Annotated in this window: 11 protein-coding genes; 9 read left to right on the top strand and 2 right to left on the bottom strand. The window is 57.1% G+C overall.

Going from position 1 to position 16,825, the window contains the following annotated elements:
• Positions 1 to 556 precede the first annotated feature (556 nt).
• The 5 genes from AC0L3J_RS28035 to AC0L3J_RS28055 are packed head-to-tail and all read left to right on the top strand — an operon-like array spanning position 557 to position 6,573.
• Complete coding sequence (locus AC0L3J_RS28035; RefSeq protein ID WP_473349103.1) at positions 557 to 1,678, top strand: glycosyltransferase family 4 protein; 1,122 nt, start codon at positions 557 to 559, stop codon at positions 1,676 to 1,678.
• Complete coding sequence (asnB, locus tag AC0L3J_RS28040) at positions 1,678 to 3,612, top strand: asparagine synthase (glutamine-hydrolyzing) (protein WP_473349105.1); 1,935 nt, start codon at positions 1,678 to 1,680, stop codon at positions 3,610 to 3,612. Before AC0L3J_RS28035 ends, asnB begins: the two co-directional genes overlap by 1 nt.
• Positions 3,603 to 4,469 carry a class I SAM-dependent methyltransferase gene (locus AC0L3J_RS28045; protein WP_473349107.1) on the top strand — a complete coding sequence of 289 codons (867 nt, stop codon included), beginning with the start codon at positions 3,603 to 3,605 and terminating at the stop codon, positions 4,467 to 4,469. The genes asnB and AC0L3J_RS28045 overlap by 10 nt, the downstream gene beginning before the upstream one ends.
• The gene (locus tag AC0L3J_RS28050) at positions 4,466 to 5,623 is read left to right on the top strand and encodes a glycosyltransferase family 4 protein (RefSeq protein WP_473349109.1); all 1,158 of its coding nucleotides are present in this window, start codon (positions 4,466 to 4,468) and stop codon (positions 5,621 to 5,623) included. Before AC0L3J_RS28045 ends, AC0L3J_RS28050 begins: the two co-directional genes overlap by 4 nt.
• Positions 5,620 to 6,573, top strand: coding sequence for a UDP-glucose 4-epimerase family protein (locus AC0L3J_RS28055; RefSeq protein ID WP_473349110.1), 954 nt, complete (start codon positions 5,620 to 5,622; stop codon positions 6,571 to 6,573). Before AC0L3J_RS28050 ends, AC0L3J_RS28055 begins: the two co-directional genes overlap by 4 nt.
• A gap of 27 nt (positions 6,574 to 6,600) precedes the next feature.
• Here AC0L3J_RS28055 and AC0L3J_RS28060 read toward each other — a convergent pair whose 3' ends face one another.
• Positions 6,601 to 7,578, bottom strand: coding sequence for a GDP-mannose 4,6-dehydratase (locus AC0L3J_RS28060; protein WP_473349112.1), 978 nt, complete (start codon positions 7,576 to 7,578; stop codon positions 6,601 to 6,603).
• A 167-nt stretch (positions 7,579 to 7,745) separates the two neighbouring features.
• Here AC0L3J_RS28060 and AC0L3J_RS28065 point away from each other — a divergent pair, with 167 nt between their 5' ends.
• The 4 genes from AC0L3J_RS28065 to AC0L3J_RS28080 all read left to right on the top strand — a co-directional run bounded on the left by AC0L3J_RS28065 (position 7,746) and on the right by AC0L3J_RS28080 (position 14,767).
• Complete coding sequence (locus AC0L3J_RS28065; RefSeq protein WP_473349163.1) at positions 7,746 to 9,020, top strand: nucleotide sugar dehydrogenase; 1,275 nt, start codon at positions 7,746 to 7,748, stop codon at positions 9,018 to 9,020.
• Between the two features lie 24 nt (positions 9,021 to 9,044).
• Positions 9,045 to 10,061 (top strand): NAD-dependent epimerase, encoded by a 1,017-nt coding sequence (locus AC0L3J_RS28070; protein WP_473349113.1) that lies wholly within the window; start codon positions 9,045 to 9,047, stop codon positions 10,059 to 10,061.
• Between the two features lie 2,169 nt (positions 10,062 to 12,230).
• Positions 12,231 to 12,476: a hypothetical protein gene (locus tag AC0L3J_RS28075; protein WP_473349115.1), complete on the top strand. Its 246-nt coding sequence runs from the start codon at positions 12,231 to 12,233 to the stop codon at positions 12,474 to 12,476.
• 1,340 nt (positions 12,477 to 13,816) lie between these two features.
• Entirely contained in the window at positions 13,817 to 14,767 is a 951-nt protein-coding gene (locus AC0L3J_RS28080) for a phytanoyl-CoA dioxygenase family protein (RefSeq protein WP_473349117.1), read from the top strand.
• Positions 14,768 to 15,095: 328 nt separating this feature from the next.
• On the opposite strand, the gene AC0L3J_RS28085 is transcribed toward AC0L3J_RS28080, so the two are convergent.
• Positions 15,096 to 15,284, bottom strand: coding sequence for a hypothetical protein (locus AC0L3J_RS28085; protein ID WP_473349118.1), 189 nt, complete (start codon positions 15,282 to 15,284; stop codon positions 15,096 to 15,098).
• Between the last annotated feature and the right edge of the window lie 1,541 nt (positions 15,285 to 16,825).

The following is a 16,825-nucleotide window of genomic DNA, read 5'->3' on the forward strand; positions in this document are numbered from 1 at the left end:
AAAATCAGCCATCGATGATAAATAATACCTTCATTCCCTGGGCGTCCAAACTCGTCTGGAGAGAGGCCAACTCGATCGTTCTGGCGGCGAGATGCTCGACATCAGCGGATTTGGAGAGGCCTATGCCAATATTGAGGTAAAGCTCAAAGAAAGTCGTGAACGGCGCTATTCCTCAATGTGGTTCGGTCCAGGAAAGCCGTCCCAAGTGGCGATGCGTCCCTAAGCCGCTTCGCGACCTCGCTCAGATATCGAGGCGTTGGGAACTCTGTGTTGACCAACTGAGGTGAGGCCTTCTCCCGTTCGCAAGGCGCGTCGTTGGGACGTCACCAACGCATTTCTCTCAATCAAACAGCAGCTCTTCATCGACATGGGGCCCCATGTCGAATATTGAGGCTGGAGACGTCCATATTGAGACCGTCGGCACAACCATTTGAAGAGGTCCCGCCGCACTAAGCTTTCGAGGCATAATGCGCGGTGGTATAATAATACAGCGATGAAGGCAGCCTCAGCTCAGAGCTCTATGATGGAACCGAAGCTTTCTCAAGGAGCCCGTAAGGTGCTCATCTGGCATTGGGGGCGGCGGGGCGGCGGGGTAAGGTACACCTATGAGTTGGTGCGCGAACTCAGGAAACATCCGGAGCTCGAGCTGCACCTGTCGCTCTCACGGCAAGGGGACATCATTGCCGATTTCGACGCGCTTGGGTTGCCAGGTTATAACGTCGACACCTACACCAATGTTTCGTCGGCTATTCTCGCGCTGCTGCGTCTGCCGTTTGTTCGACGTCGCCTCTGGCGTTATGTGCGCGAGCATGACATATCCGTAGTGGTCTGCACGATGAGCCATTTATGGAACGTTCCGACCTTGTGGCGGAGACCACGGGACATTGCCTACGTGTTTGTCTTGCATGATCCAAAGCCGCACGCCGGCGACGACATCGCTATCCGCAAGTGGATGCTGGACACCGAAATCGCCGCAAGCGACGGCATCTTTGCGCTGACCGAGTACACGCGACAATCGGTCACGACGAACAACGACTTTCCCGCCGAACGCGTGTGGATCGCCCCGCTGGGGGTCTTCCCCTATGCCGAGACGAGAAAACAGGCTCCCACACGAACCGGGCGCAAAATCCAAATGCTCTTTTTTGGACGCTTATTGCCCTACAAGGGGCTAGATATCCTTCTGGACGCTTACAAGTTCATGAAGCGCGAGGGAAAGGATGTGGGGCTTCGGATTATCGGCCCGGGGGATATCGAGCCGTATCGGGCGCAGATTGCCGAGCTCGAGGACGTCTTCGTTGACAACCGATGGATACCTGAAGAGGATCTCGGCGAGATCTTCGAGGGTGTCGATATCGTCGTTGCGCCATATCGTGGAGCAAGCCAGTCTGCTGTGCTTGCGACGTCGGGCATCGCCGGAATTCCGGCCGTCGTGACGCCGGTTGGCGGTCTTGCCGAGCAGGTCTTGCACGAGCGGACTGGTCTGGTTGCGTCGGATTCGACGCCGGCTGCGCTTGCTGTCGCACTCAGCCGGCTCGTCGATGACGAGGCTTTGCGGCTGCGTTGCGGGGAGGCGGCGAGGGCCCATGCTGTGAGTGAGCTGTCCTGGTCGGCCATCGCGGCGAAGTTCGCATCCGTTCTCGCATCGATTACCCCACGCCGGAAGCCCGAGGCGCGATAATGTGTGGCATAATCGGAATTGCGAGCAGCAAGCCGGGCCGGATAGATCGCCAGACTTTAGGCCAGATGACAGATGCGATTGCGCATCGCGGCCCGGACGGAGACGGCCACTGGATCAGCGAGGACGGCTGCGCAGGGCTTGGCCATCGCCGGCTTTCGATCATCGATCTGTCGTCCGCAGGCGCGCAGCCGATGATTTCGGCGTCCGGCCGCTATGCGTTGACTTACAACGGCGAAATTTACAATTTCCGCGACCTGCGCCGCGAGCTCGAGGCCACGGGCCATCATTTCAATGGTCACTCGGATACCGAGGTCGTCGTTGCTGGATTCGAGCGTTGGGGTATCGACGAGACGATCTCGCGGTGTGCCGGCATGTTTTCGCTCGCCGTTTGGGACGGAAGTGAACGCACCCTCGTGCTCGCGCGCGATCGGCTCGGTATCAAACCGCTGTACTATAGCGTTGTGAACGGAACGCTCGTTTTCGCCTCGCAGCTGCGCCCGATCGTGGTGCAACGTCGTGAGCTTCCCTCGATTTCACTGCCGGCTTTGTCCGAATTCCTGCGGCTCGGCTATGTTCCGGCGCCGTTCAGCATTTTCGAGGGCGTGTACAAGCTGCCCGCAGCGACCAGCCTCAGGTTTCGCGACGGTCATGCGAGCGAGCCGACAGCCTACTGGTCGATTCCGGAGGTCGTCGCGCGAGGCATGTCGAGGCCGCGAGCGAACGAAGAGGAGGTGCTAGAAGAGCTTGACCAGCGCCTCCGCGGCATCGTTGCCGAACACATGATTTCTGATGTACCGCTGGGCGCGTTCCTGTCCGGCGGCATTGATTCCAGCTCGGTCACAGCCATCATGCAGGCCGTGGGCGGCGCTACCACCAAGACATTCTCGATCGGTTTTGACGACCCGAGCCACAACGAAGCCAACTATGCGGCCGAGGTCGCAAAGCACCTTCAGACTGACCACACGGAGCTCTACGTCTCGGATGCCGATGCGATGGCCGTCATTCCCTCGCTCCCCGACATCTATGACGAGCCCTTCGCGGATATTTCGCAGATACCGACCTATCTCGTCTCGAAACTCGCGCGGCAGCAGGTGACGGTTGCACTATCCGGCGACGGTGGCGATGAATTGTTCGGCGGCTACAACCGTTATCTGTTCGTGTCCGATTACTGGAAACGTCTGACCAGGATCCCCCATGCATTGCGTCGCATGGCCGCATCCGGTCTAGCCTCGGCATCGCCAGCGAGCTGGGACGCTGCGTTTCGCGCCCTGAGCTACGTTCTACCGTCCCACCTGCAGCCCGCGCTGCCAGGGCAGAAGATCCACAAGGTTGCGTCGGTGCTAGCCTCCTCGACCTTGTATGAGCTGCAGAGCAGGCTGGTGTCGCAATGGGCGAACCCCGAAACCGTGTTGCTCGCGTCTAACGGTGTCGCGCTTGCGAGATCCGCGCCGCCGGCGTTCGCGCCTGACGTGCCCGCGACTGCGGAGCAAATGGCCTGGGACATGTCGACGTATCTCGTGGATGACATCCTGACCAAGGTCGATCGCGCGAGCATGCGCGTCGGGCTCGAAGCGCGTGTGCCGCTGCTGGATCACCGGTTGGTCGAGTTCGCCTGGGAAATTCCGATCTCCCTGAAGTTCAGGAATCATTCCGGAAAATATATCCTCCGGCGTTTGCTAGAGCGTTACGTGCCGCGCGATCTGTTCGAACGTCCCAAGATGGGTTTTGGCATTCCGATCGACAACTGGTTGCGTGGCCCGCTGAAGGGCTGGGCATCCGATTGGCTATCGTCCGGCAGCAACGAGTTTTTCGATCGCAAGGCCATCGCCGACAACTGGCAGCAACACCAAATCGGTCGGGTAGACCGCGGCGGCCAGCTCTGGACCGTGCTGATGTTCGACCTGTGGCTTGAGCAGGCACGGCGATGGGTCTGAGTTCTTACGTGCCGTGGTGGGCCAAACTGGGCATCAAGCTCGGGCTCGCGCGCCTGCCTGTCCCTTACGCGCTCTGGAAACGGCTCGGACTCTTCCGTCATGGCGAGATGATGGTACCGGAGCGCGCGATCTCCGCCTTCGAGAGCCATTTCCAGTCAGCGGTGGAGCATGGGCACCTTCCTGAGAGGTACCGGTGCCTCGAGCTTGGACCGGGGGATTCGGTGCTGTCGGGCTTCGTTGCCCGTGCCTTTGGTGCTGAAAAAGCTTGGCTGGCGGATGCAGGGTCGTTTGCTGAGACTGACATCGCCGTTTGCCGGGAGCTTCTTGCCCTTCTTGCCTCGCGCGGGAGAGCGCTTGCACCGCTGAAGTCGGCGACCCTGCAGGACGCGATGACGGAGTTTGACGTCGTCTACTTGACAGAAGGCACGAGCTCGCTGCCGATTATCCCGGACCAGTCAGTAGATTTCATCTGGTCGCAGGTCGTGCTAGAGCACATCTACCGCGATGAATTTCTGACCCTCATGAAAGAACTGCGCAGGATTGTGGCTCCGAACGGGATCGGCGTTCACAGCATCGATTTCCGCGACCATCTCGGAGGCCGCCTGAACAACCTTCGCTTTGGAGATGACGTCTGGGAGACCAAGGCTTTCCGAACCTCAGGATTCTACACCAATCGCATCCGCCCGCGAGAAATGATCGAGCTGATGAGGGAGGCAGGCTTCAGCGTCGAGGTGCTCTCGGAGCAGCGATGGCCGGGCCTGCCGCTTCCTCGCGATCGGATGGCGCCACAGTTTCGGCCGTTCGCGGATGAGGACTTCATGGTTTGCGAGATCCGCGTGATCATGAGGCCGGCGTGAGCGAAGTCTCCGCTGTTCTCGCTCAGAAGCGGTTGCTGTTCGTCGTAACCGAGGACTGGTACTTCGTGTCCCACCGCCTGCCGATCGCCCGCGCGGCGCTGGCCGCCGGTTATGAGGTGTTGGTGGCGACGCGGCTCGGCGAAAAGGCCGATGCGATCACCTGTGAAGGCTTCGTGCTGATCGGCCTCGAGCGCATGCGGCGTTCCGGTCGAAATCCGTTTCGCGAGCTGGCAAGCATCGTTGAACTGGTGAAGCTTTACCGAAGCCATCGCCCGAGCATCGTTCATCACGTGGCGATGAAGCCTGTCCTATACGGTTCGATCGCGGCGCGGATCTCGGGCGTGGCTGCAATCGTCAACAACGTCGCCGGACTGGGGTTCGTATTCTCGTCCAAGGCGGTCTATGCGCAGACCCTCCGTCGCGTTATCGCACCGTTGCTAAGGTTCGCGCTGAGTCAGCGGCACGCTTTGACGATTGTCCAGAACAGGGATGATGCACGGGCCCTGGTCGATGAGATCGGCGTCGCGCCGGAGAAGATACGCCTCGTCAAGGGATCCGGGGTCGATCTCGCGCAGTTCTCGCAAATGCGGCGGGAAAGCTCTCCGCCGATCGTGCTCCAGGCATCGCGGATGATCAAAGAGAAGGGCGTCGAGGATTTTGTGCTCGCTGCTGCCCGGCTGCGGGCCAAGAACGTGGCTGCAAGGTTCATCCTTGCCGGCGCGCCGGACCCTGAAAATCCGCACTCCATTCCTGAAGCCGTGCTCAGGCAGTACCACGAAGATGGCCTTGTCGAGTGGTGGGGACATCGCGACAATATCCCGGAGATCATCCGTGAGGCGGCGATCGTCTGTCTTCCGACCACCTACGGGGAGGGAATACCCAAGACCTTGATCGAGGCCGCTGCCGGCGAATGTCCCATCGTCACCTATGACGTGCCGGGCTGCCGGGAAATCGTGATCGATGGCATCAACGGCATGCTAGTCCCGGCCGGCGACGTCGACCAACTCGCCGAGGCTATCGCGCTGTTGCTGGAAAACCCGGAGCAACGTAGGCTTATGGGCGCGCACGGCCGAGAGCTGGTCCAGAAGGAATTCTCCCAGGAGATCGTCGTCGCCCAGACACTTGCGATCTATTCAGAGCTTTTGTCGCAATGAAGGTTCTCATCGTCGGAGCCTCGGGGTTCGTCGGCGGGCATCTTATCCGCCGACTTGTTGCCGACGGAATTGCTTTTCGCGCAGCCGTCCATCGCAATCGCGCAGATTTGCCAGCTGGGATCGATTTTGCCGAGAACGTTGATCTCGGAAGTGTCTTCGATTGGACATCTGCAATCGCGGGATGTGACACCGTTGCGCATTTGGGAGCGCGTGTTCATGTCATGCGCGAGCGCAGTGCAAATGCGCTCGACGCCTATCGCCGCGTCAATGTGGATGGGACGTTGTCTCTTGCGCGTCAGGCTGCAGCTGCCGGTGTTCGCCGCTTCGTGTTTCTCAGCTCTGTTAAGGTGTGCGGCGAATTCACCCCTACCGACGCACCCTTTGTCGAAACCGCAACGCCGCGTCCGCAAGATCCATACGGACTATCGAAGCTCGAAGCCGAACGTGGCCTGCTTGAGCTTGGTCGCGCGAGCGGCATGCAGGTCGCCATCCTGCGGCCACCGCTGGTCTATGGGCCGGGAGTGCGGGCGAATTTTCTATCTTTGATGCGTTGGTTGCGGCGCGGAGTTCCACTGCCGCTTGGCGGCATAGAGAACCGCCGTAGCCTGATCGGTGTCGGCAATCTAGTCGATCTGATCTCCACGTGTCTGCGACACCCGGCAGCGGCTGGAGAGGTCTTCATGGCCAGCGATGGCGAGGACCTGTCAACGCCAGAGCTCCTGGAAAGGCTGGCGGCAGCTCTGGGCACCAAAGCGCGCTTGCTACCCGTTCCCGTCGCTCTGTTGGAGGGCGTGGCCGCGCTCGCAGGGCAGCGAGCGATGGTGCAGCGGCTCTGCCTCTCGCTTTGCGCCGACAGTCGGAAGGCCCGCAAAACGCTCGGCTGGCATCCGCCCTTCGGCGTCGACGAGGAGTTGAGGCGGACCGCGCGAGCGTTTCTGCAATCTCGCTAACACAGGCCAGCCAGAATTCGCGGAACGCTAAGCCCCCGCCTTCGCTGCGCGATATTCGAGTTCGCCGTCTGCCAACCGCCTGACGACGTCTTTCATGAAAATTTTCGCTTCCCAGCCAAGAATTCGTTTCGCCTTGGCCGGGTTGGCCGAATTGCACTTGAGGTCGATCGGACGAAGCAGCTTTTCATCAAAGTCGATGTGTTTTTCCCAGTCAAGTCCGAAATAGCTGAACGCCTCCCGAACGAAGTTCTCGAGCGAGTTGGTTTGTCCGGTTGCGATCACGAAGTCCTCGGGCGCGTCGGCCTGGAGCATCATCGCCATAGCCTCAACATATTCCGGCGCCCAGCCGAAGTCGCGGGAGATGTTCAGGTTTCCAATTCGCAGACTATCCGTCTTCTTTTCGGCGATATCGGCGGCGCCCGCCACGATCTTTCGGGTGACAAAGCGCTGCGGCCGCAACGGTGAGTCATGGTTGAACAAAAGCCCTGAGCATGCAAACATCCCATGTGCGTCTCTGTAATTTGCCACTGTCCAAAATGCCGCGGCCTTTCCGACACCATAAGGGCTTCGCGGACCGAACGGGGTGGTTTCGTCTGCCGGCAAGTCAGTATTGCCGAAGCATTCGCTCGAGCAAGCATTGTAGACGCGAGAGCTTAGTTTCAGCCGATGGACAGAATCGACGATATTGTGCGCACTGAAAATGGTGGATTCCAGCGTCTGGATCGGTTGGTCAAATGACAGGCCGACGGAAGATTGACTTGCGAGATTGTAGATTTCGTCGGGAGTCGTATCGGAAACGACGCTCAGGACGCTACCGAAATCGGCAGGATCGACAGAGTGCAGCACCACCCGATCACGAATACCCAGCCGCTGCAGGTTCGCGAAGATGCCGAGCTCCCTGTCGCGGGATGTCCCGTGGATCGCGTAACCGCGCTCGAGCAGATGCGCGGCCAATAACGAGCCGTCCTGTCCGGATATTCCGAAAATGAGGGCTTTTTGGGACATGATGAGCTGACTTCCGAGCCGCGGTTTGCGACACCATAGCTAGCTTTAAAGGCGGGTGGCCTCAAGAGCTAGCGGCTTGGGAAAGATAGGGGATTGCAACAGGGGGGCTTCCTAGCTAACGAGACGCTGCAGCGCGGTTCTGGCAGGAGCGGACAGGTTTGCCAACTATCCGAAAGATTGGCGTCATCGGCCTCGGCTATGTCGGGCTTCCAGTGGCGGTTGCGTTTGGTCGGGCTGGATATCGGGTCACCGGATTCGACATCAGCGCGGAGCGAATCGCAGAGTTGCGTCGAGGCCAGGACCGTACGCGCGAAATCGATGCGGCTGCTCTGGGAGCGGCGCGGATCGCATACACGAATCAGCCGGCAGACCTGGCTACGGCCGACTTCTTCATCATCACGGTTCCAACGCCGATCGACGGCGCCAACAAGCCCGACCTTCGCGCACTTTTGAGCGCATCTAGGTCCGTTGGTGGCGCATTGAAGAAGGGAGACATTGTCGTATACGAGTCGACCGTGTATCCCGGCGCGACCGAAGAGGAATGCGTTCCGATGCTCGAGCGTGCCTCCGGACTCAAGGCCGGCGTTGATTTCCACGTTGGCTATTCGCCCGAGCGAATCAATCCCGGAGACAAGGCGCATCGTTTCGAAACCATCCAGAAGGTGGTGTCGGCGCAGGACGCCGGATCGCTTAGGATCGTTGCCGACGTCTATGGTGCAGTCGTAACGGCCGGCATCTACGAGGCGCCATCGATCAAGGTCGCGGAAGCCGCCAAGGTGATCGAGAACACGCAGCGCGATCTCAACATCGCTTTCATGAACGAACTCTCGCAGATTTTCCATGCGCTCGATCTTGATACCGGCGACGTGCTGGCCGCCGCTCGCACCAAGTGGAATTTCCTCCCATTTCAGCCTGGTCTTGTCGGAGGACACTGCATCGGAGTCGATCCCTATTATCTGACCTATCGAGCCGAGATCGCGAAGTACCATCCTCAAGTTATCCTTGCCGGACGGCGCATCAACGACGATATGGGCGCGCGGATTGCGCGCGAGTGCGTCCGGCGCCTTCTTAAACGAGGATCGCGCGGCGGGGTCGTCACTGTGCTGGGCGCGACGTTCAAGGAGAACGTGCCGGACCTTCGTAACTCCAAGGTCATCGATATCGTCCGCGAACTGGAATCGTTCGGCATCAAGGTCCAGGTTAGCGATCCCTGGGCGGATCCCGCTGAGGCCCTCCGCGAGTATGGAATTGCGCTCTCCGACCACAACGAGCAGCAGCCGGCGGACGCCGTCATCCTCGCTGTTGCGCATGACAATTTCATCAATTTGGGGTGGCCGTTCTTGCAGACATTGTTGAAGGAAAGGCAAGGCCTAGTACTGGACGTCAAGTCCCGGCTGGATCGGGCGACCAAGCCAGCCGAGATCGAACTCTGGCGACTTTAGATTCTGAGCAGGTAACAGGGCGCAATGACTGACCAAAAGATTCTTGTGACCGGTGTCGCCGGTTTCATAGGTTTTCATGTCGCGCAGCGGCTCGCGTCGGCTGGTCGGGAGGTCGTTGGTCTCGATATCGTCAACGACTATTATGACCCTACGCTAAAGGAGGCGCGGCTTCGCGTGCTTGAGAAGCTTCCATCCTTCCGCTTCGTCAGGATGGATCTCGCTGATCGCGATGCGATCGCTCCATTTTTTGCCGAATCCCAGTTTTCCCATGTTGTGCATTTGGCGGCTCAGGCCGGCGTTCGATACTCCCTGGAGAACCCGCATGCCTACGTCGACGCGAACCTGCAAGGCTTCATGAACATCCTCGAGGGCTGTCGGCACACGCAATGTCGGCACCTTCTCTATGCCTCGTCATCCTCTGTGTATGGCTCGAACAAGAAGCTGCCGTTCTCGGTCCGCGATAACGTCGATCACCCGATTAGCCTCTACGCGGCGTCCAAGAAGGCGAACGAGTTGATGGCACATTCGTACAGCCATCTGTTCTCGCTGCCGACCACCGGCCTGCGGTTCTTTACGGTGTATGGACCTTGGGGTCGGCCCGACATGGCGATGTTCATTTTTGCAAAAGCGATCGTGGAGGGCAAACCCATCAAACTGTTCAATCACGGGCAAATGTCGCGTGATTTCACCTATGTCGACGACGTCGTAGAGGCCATCATCCGGCTGATCCACCGCCCCCCCACTCCTGCGCAGCGAGGTTCCGCGGATGCTCCTGACCCCGGGCGCAGTGTCGCGCCATGGATGGTTTACAACATCGGGAACAATAGGCCCACGCAGCTCATGGATGTCGTTGCTTTACTTGAGAAAGAGTTGGGGCGTGTCGCTGCCAAAGAGATGCTCCCCATGCAGCCCGGAGACGTGCCGGCGACCTACGCTGATGTCGATGATCTCATGCGCGACGTCGGTTTTAGACCTTCGACGAGCATCGAGGATGGGGTTAAGCAATTCGTCAAATGGTATCGTGGCTACTATCGAGATTGACCGAAGAAGGGGAGGACTGTGTCAAACACCATGTCACGCGACTTCTTGTTTGAAGGTGTCCCTTCTCAGTTGTCAGGATGTGTTTGATGTGTCGGCCTCTTATTCTAGCACGTGTGCGTGGTAGATTGTATTCGGACCGATGGGAACCAAAACGGAGGATCTCGTGGTCTCCCTCTACTGGATGATGGTAACAATTGCTGCCGTTGTTTACTCTGATCGGATTGGCTTTCGAAATGGAGAGGACATTGGCATCAGCAAAGTTGCCGATCTTTGGCCAATTGACCTCTCAGATTTTTCAGAGCCAAGCGGTCGGAAAAATCGCAAATAGTGATGTCGATATCAAGCAGATGCCGGGATGTATGTTGAAATGCCTTTCGAGGACGGTTTACTCGGTCGAAGCAAGCAGTTGCGAGCTAGAGATATTACTCCCGCTCGTTGTCTAGGTACCTTGCTGCTGCAGTCAATTGACCGGCGAAGAAAAGGGCAAAAAACACCACGCTTCCTAGTACTAGTGTCCCCACAATGACAACGATGTACATATGTGGCCTCGCCAATCCTTGCTAACCGCCTTACCGACATCCGTTAACATCGATGTTTTCGTCTAAGGCAGATCGTGATTGTAGCACGTGCTGGGATTCTACATAATACCCTGACGGTGTTGGAGCGCAGCGTCGCAGTATGGCTGCGAGCAGTCCTACAGCAAAGCATACAGGACTCCCTGGGTAACGTGGGAGAGTTGGCTATTAAAAAGCGACCCTAGCACGTTCTGAAGCACGGCGGCCTGTCCCAAAACTTGAGGAACACCGGGACCCCAGAAGCGGCGAATATGCGCTATCCACATAGCTACAAGAAGCGCTCCACCGACGAGATCCGCCTGTATCGCGATTGCGAAAATCTGATATGGGGATCGGGAAAGCTCTGTCTTTTTCCAACGAAGCATACAGCGACTTGGTACTTCCTGAGCCATGCCCCAAGATGGGCGCTTGGCCGATGAATTCGATTGCTTTTTTCCAGAAATCGAGTCGACTTGCAGTCGACATTGTGGGGAGCTGAAGAAGCATCCGATCTCTGTTTTTCGGGCATCGGGGAGCTGCGGGCGTTGATCTGAGGGACCGCCGTAGCGATAATCTTCGATTGATCAAGAGCGCGGAGATCAGTCCTAATCTCTTCGACCCGGCGTTGTGCTTCGCTGGAAAGAGTAACGGCTAAGCCGGCAATCAGGCACAAAGGAATCGTCACCGCAACACGGCTTCGCCAAGTGCCGATGTAGGCAAAGCCTTAAGGTAAGCGCCAGAGCGATTAGCACCCCTGTTTTCGATAGGGTGATCAGGAAGACATCTGTAAATAGCGCGACGGCCAAAAGGCCTACTAAAACTGCAGTCAATTGCTGTTTCAGCTGCAAAAGGCGAATTGAGTAGATTCCTAAGCCGAAAGCGCACAGCGAGAAACAGGTGCTTTGAGCCGCATTATCCTTCACTGGCACCCCGGGACCCTTAAACCATTCCCAGGGACCGGCGTGCCACGTTAACGAGGCGAGAGATAGAACTAGTAAGATAGTGCATGCTGCAGCAAAGCCATATGCTATGTGCATTGCCTGCCGGCTGGTGTATGCACCGGCCATGACGATGGGAATTAGCAAGAGCTTCACGTCGTGTGAGGCCCGCCTGGTCCAAACGGGTGAGGTGACCACAGCATACTGAGTGTAACAAGAGCGAATATAGCTAAAGGAAATATGGCAACCGAAGATCGCAGCGTCAGATGCCAATTGCTCGAAGCGATCGACAGTGCGCTGAAAATGATCAGGAGCGTCAGCGCGATGGCCGCGCCAGTAGTTGTTATCGGAACCATAGATGCCACAAGAACAGCGCTAAATTGACGCCCCACGTTCAACGAACCGTTCCATCCGCTTTTCAAATTCGCGCATTCGGAGCTTTGTTTCATCCCTTACGAGCTCCCCACGTCAAGAGCTCTCTCGTGAGCAACAGTGCAAGCGAAGCCTGGAGTTTCATTCAAAACTCGGCTAAATTGAAGGGACTGCTTGGACAAGAGCGAAGGGCCATTGATCCCAGGCTAGGGGATTGATCCTCACAGGAGCGCTCGGCCGCCCTGGTCAGATCAACTGTATTGAGCTTCTTAGTCGCGTCACGCTCCAAGTCAAGATTATCAGAATTGAAGAACGATGAAGCGCTGATGGATTGGGTGATTGCACTTATCGCGACCTTCCTGTTCGTGGGGGGGCAGGATGGCGGGGCTTTCTGGATCATGGTCCTCGCGGTGATCGTTGGTGTAGCCACTATCATTGCGCGCATTCGCGGTCATTATCCAGGATCAGGTTGGCTTCCGCCGAAGGTGCTGTCCGTGGTGGTCTTCTCGATTGCAGCGTTCTGGCTTGGCGTCAGATCCGCACTGCTCTGAGCTGTTCGACCAACGTCTTCGGAGCTTTAAACGCTTGCAAAGTGCTGAAGGCCAAAGAAGTCCCTTATAGGGATCGTGTAGAAACGATGGCGCGCGATCCGCCGAATTCAAACGGGTGCTGCAAAAATTTAACCGGGTGCTGCAAATAAGTGCACTCATTGAGAGGAGCGGTAACAGCTAGCCGCGACCGCAGCTAGACATTGTGGTGCGGCGACGCGCAGTTGCATATCCTCCGACAGCATGAGATGCGACGGATTCGCGTCTACGAACTGGAGCGAATTCTCGCTACCAAAGTCTGCTACTTGTAGCGTTCCCCATGATGTCGTTACGGTCGCAACTATGGTAGAGCCTTCGTCCAGCGCAGGTATTATCATATCTATCGTCAAATCGATTATGGGAAAACTTCCGATCGCTCGGCTGCGTTGGTGAAGTTGTGGAGTTGCCCGTGTAGCGAGCTCCATTACCCGGACGCCTGAGCCTGGAAGCTGAGGCGTAGAAGCCCGTGGTGTTGGCCTCCACATAGCCGATCCTCTCGATATGATTCCTGGCACCTGCGCGCCGACATTTGCGTTGAAACCCGTCTGACACCTGATGCTTTGCGTGAGACACAGTTGACAGCGACATTGACAGAGAGCGAGCCGTCCAAAGTCCCGGCCATAGGAGATGTTGCTGTGGGCAATGCCATAGGACATCCCAGTCGCCGTGCAGCCCGAGAAATCGCCATAGGCGGCACCGACCACCGAGTAGCCGTTGCGCGAGGCGCCGTTGGCGTAACAGTGGTCGAACTTGAAATGTTGCGACTTGCCAGTCGTGTTGTCCTCACCGCCGACATAGAAGCCGTCCCCCTCGCTATATCGATGATCGAGAAATGGTTCAAGCCAAGGATGTAGAAGCTTGCTGCTTGCCGACGCCGGAGCTCGCCGTCACAACTCCAGCTGCGCGCCTCGCCGGGGCATTGCCGTTACCGTTTGTTATCGCGCTTTCACTGCCAAAAGTCGCTTTGCCACCGCACTAGCTATCAACGTGATGGCTCGGCTTTAAGCCAGTAATCAGCGTTCGTCCCAGTTAGGGAGCTAAGGTCTAACATCGACAGCATGTCCTTCTCGCCCATCTCGGCATGGCCGCAACTCTGCCAGATGGGATGCTCCAGCACTTCGATATGGCTATCGCGCAGCACATGTGGGCCAGAGGATAAAATCGGTCATTTGGACGCATCCTTTCGGCACTCAAGGCTGTGGAAGCCGCCCGATAACCAAGGACGACGCCGCAATCTCCGATGGTTTTGGGTTTCAGCGGTGTGCTAAAAAGCTATGGAACTAAACGAATGGGAGGAACGCGACATGAACGTAACGACAGGCGAGCTACGTGGGCCAAGCCTTGCGACTGCTTACTTCGACCGCCCCGTCAAAACGCTGTTTGAACTATCGCAGTTCGAGGCGGACGACATTCGAGATTCACTCTCTAGAAATGGCCTCGCCGTGATCCGCGATTTCATTGATCCCACTACTCTTCAGGAGCTGCAGCAGTCGGCGCGTATTTCTACGGAGAAGGGTTTCTCATATGGGCGCGAAAACGGATGCAAGGTCCTCACTCAGGTAACGCCACATACACAAGAATTCAGCCAGCCGTTTCTTCTGTCCCGTGCCGCCGCACGTCTGGTAACATCGCCTGCGCTCCTTGATGTCATCGAGTCGGTAATTGGCGATAGGGCGATCATCCATCATGCCCTGTTTCAACGCTCTCTTCCCGCCGATGACATCGTTCTCGATTGGCATATCGATACTGGATCGAACAAAATTTTGAATGGCCGAAAGAAGTTTGCCGATCATCGGATCCGCATGATCGTCTATTTGAGCGATGTTTCGACCGGCGGGTTTAGCTACATCATCGGCAGTAGCAAAGACGCGCTCTCGGCGTTCTATCCACTGCCCATCGGCCAACTGTTCCCGGAAGCAGCAATCCCAAATGAACACCAGGCAGCGCGAGTAACGGTCAATGCGCCTGCCGGATCGATCGTCTTATTCGACACCCACGGGATCCACCGGCCGGAAGCACCAAAAACAGAGCGCATGGTGATCAACACATGGTTTGCGCGCCGCGACTTTTCCGCACAACTGCCATCAGTACTTGTATCAATCAACACGGTGCCGGCATCTCAACGCGACCGGGTCTATGTCTTCGACAACCAGCGCGGATTTGACCCTCTCATAACCGGCGTTAGCTCGGAAAAACCTCAGACGCTTGTGCGTCGTGCAGTCCGAAGGGTCGGGCGCGCACTGGCGAATTACTGACGCTGGCAAGCAGCAAACCTGCCGTGACATGCCGCTTTGGTGGGTGCGAGCTTCATCGTGTACCGTTGTTGCTTTAAACCCGAAAAAATAATGGTAACGGAGTGTGAGCCACCTGTGGTGGGTGGCGATCTATGGAATAATCTTCGCGTCGTTGCCTCTTGGATGAATGTTCGTTTATGGAAAAACGCTAAAGATGAACCCAAATGGTCTAGGGCACGTATGTTGGATTCGTTGCTGATCGCCGGGTATTCGCAAGCTTGGGGAATGTCTCGCTCGAGTTTGAGAGCTCTCGGCCTTTTCGCATGCGCAATGGTTTGTCTCTCCAACATCATCGCCTATTTTTCGTGGAGCGAGAGGAGAGCCATCTGCGACGATATCTGTTATCTGCGTCAAGCCCCGCCTCTTTCAGCGCTTTGGGTTTTCCGGAATTGATGCGAGCCTGGCTCGCGAGGATGGCAATTTCTTTCGAAATGCCGAACGGGATCTTGGCATAGACCACGCCGATGATCGTACGCAAGCTGCGTGCCACACAACTACAAAGTTAGGAAAAAGAGTAGTTCGGTATCCTCCTGGCACCGGCTTTGTCATGTCTCTATTCACAGAAGTACGTCAAGCGGCAGGGGCTACTGGAGCAGCACAGACTCAATGATCGTGTACTCATCCCTTCGGGGCGCCGCAGAGAGCGGAGGGTCTTGTTGTTTGAGGTGAATCAGAGTATGTGCGGTCTGAATCCTCGGATTAGTGCTGCCATCCAGAGCTGTGCGGGAATTTCGATGTTAGTAAGTCTTTGCTCGGCCGTAGCATGAATCGACAGCCTGTCGTCCGGGCAAACTGGCCCTGTCGTGCAGCCTAGAGGAGCAAGCTAGTGAACGTCGCGTTTCGCGGCAGGCTCAGAAGATGAGTAGACTCTACCATTGGTTGTACAATTTGGCCGAGATTGACTTCGGCACCTTGTTCTTACTGCGGGTATTGCTCTGGCGCCGTTCGACGCAAACAGGAATTCGTGCTCGCAAGCGTGCACGAGAAATTGACGGAGCTCAATCTAGTTCCGCCGCGATTGAAGTGGGAACTTAGGTCGCTGCAGGTTATGCCGGGCTTCTGAAGGTCGACATTTTCATTGTTCTACAGCGTATCGCCGATTCGGGTCCGTTGGGCAGGGTCCAACGCGCGCTCGCGTTGCTGAAACGACGGGAACAGCTTACGGTAATTGTAGAGTTCTTGTTAACCACTAGCAAATCATTGTGACGTTAACTGGTTCGGCTGCGTCCGTCGGCACGGCTCGCGTTGGAGGGACGGTGAGGTCATTTGTCTTTGGCGGAAGCATCGCCGCTCTCTTGCTAACAGCTTTCGCGGCTGGATTAACCGCAGAACGTCCGAGACTACCTACGTGTGACGCCGAGATAGTAAGGAATCTCATCAACAAAGAAGTGGGTGAGGCCGCTCCTAAACTCATTCTCAATGGTTTGAGCGAAGTTGGCGGCGAGATGCGCGACGGTAGCTGGCACTGCATCGCTAGGCTTTCGACCAACCGAGAGGCAATCCCTATCAGATATTCAGTCAGTTTGATCGGCCCCGGGCGGCTAAACCTATCGCTGGCGGCATCGCTGCCTCGATAGGCTTGGCGATGATCTGTTTCTTTAGGCGGATTATCTTCTGGACGCTCTCGGTGATCGGATGGAGTTATCGTAATTGCAGGTTTGACGATCGGAGCGAAGCTTGAGATGCAGGCAGAGGATCGAATCAGCCCTATTGCGGCAACCAGAGTGCTCAATGCTCGCGGGCGAGGCCGATCCCGTTTAAGCGCAATTGCAAATTGCATAATCGTCGGTTTGAAGAAGCTAATTATTGCAATCAGGCGGGAAAGAGCCGGCAGATAAGATTTGGCAGTGGTGAACCGCGCATTGAAGCCGTTTCATCGCGGGTCAACCGTCCAAGCAAAGTGACGGCATCGTGTAGCCGACCTACATGCGTTGGTCGAGATCCATAGAAACACGTATGGCGTCGGGAAGATTGCCTGCGTCCGCACAGGCCCGCGCGCCTTAGCAATTTGGTCCGTCG

This window comes from Bradyrhizobium sp. Kon37 (genome assembly GCF_055807535.1).

Coding starts and splice junctions, on each gene's coding strand:
- AC0L3J_RS28070 (WP_473349113.1), top strand. CDS start 9,045: ATGACTGACCAAAAGATTCTTGTGACCGGTGTCGCCGGTTTCATAGGT.
- AC0L3J_RS28080 (WP_473349117.1), top strand. CDS start 13,817: ATGAACGTAACGACAGGCGAGCTACGTGGGCCAAGCCTTGCGACTGCT.
- AC0L3J_RS28060 (WP_473349112.1), bottom strand. CDS start 7,578: ATGTCCCAAAAAGCCCTCATTTTCGGAATATCCGGACAGGACGGCTCG.
- AC0L3J_RS28045 (WP_473349107.1), top strand. CDS start 3,603: ATGGGTCTGAGTTCTTACGTGCCGTGGTGGGCCAAACTGGGCATCAAG.
- asnB (WP_473349105.1), top strand. CDS start 1,678: ATGTGTGGCATAATCGGAATTGCGAGCAGCAAGCCGGGCCGGATAGAT.
- AC0L3J_RS28055 (WP_473349110.1), top strand. CDS start 5,620: ATGAAGGTTCTCATCGTCGGAGCCTCGGGGTTCGTCGGCGGGCATCTT.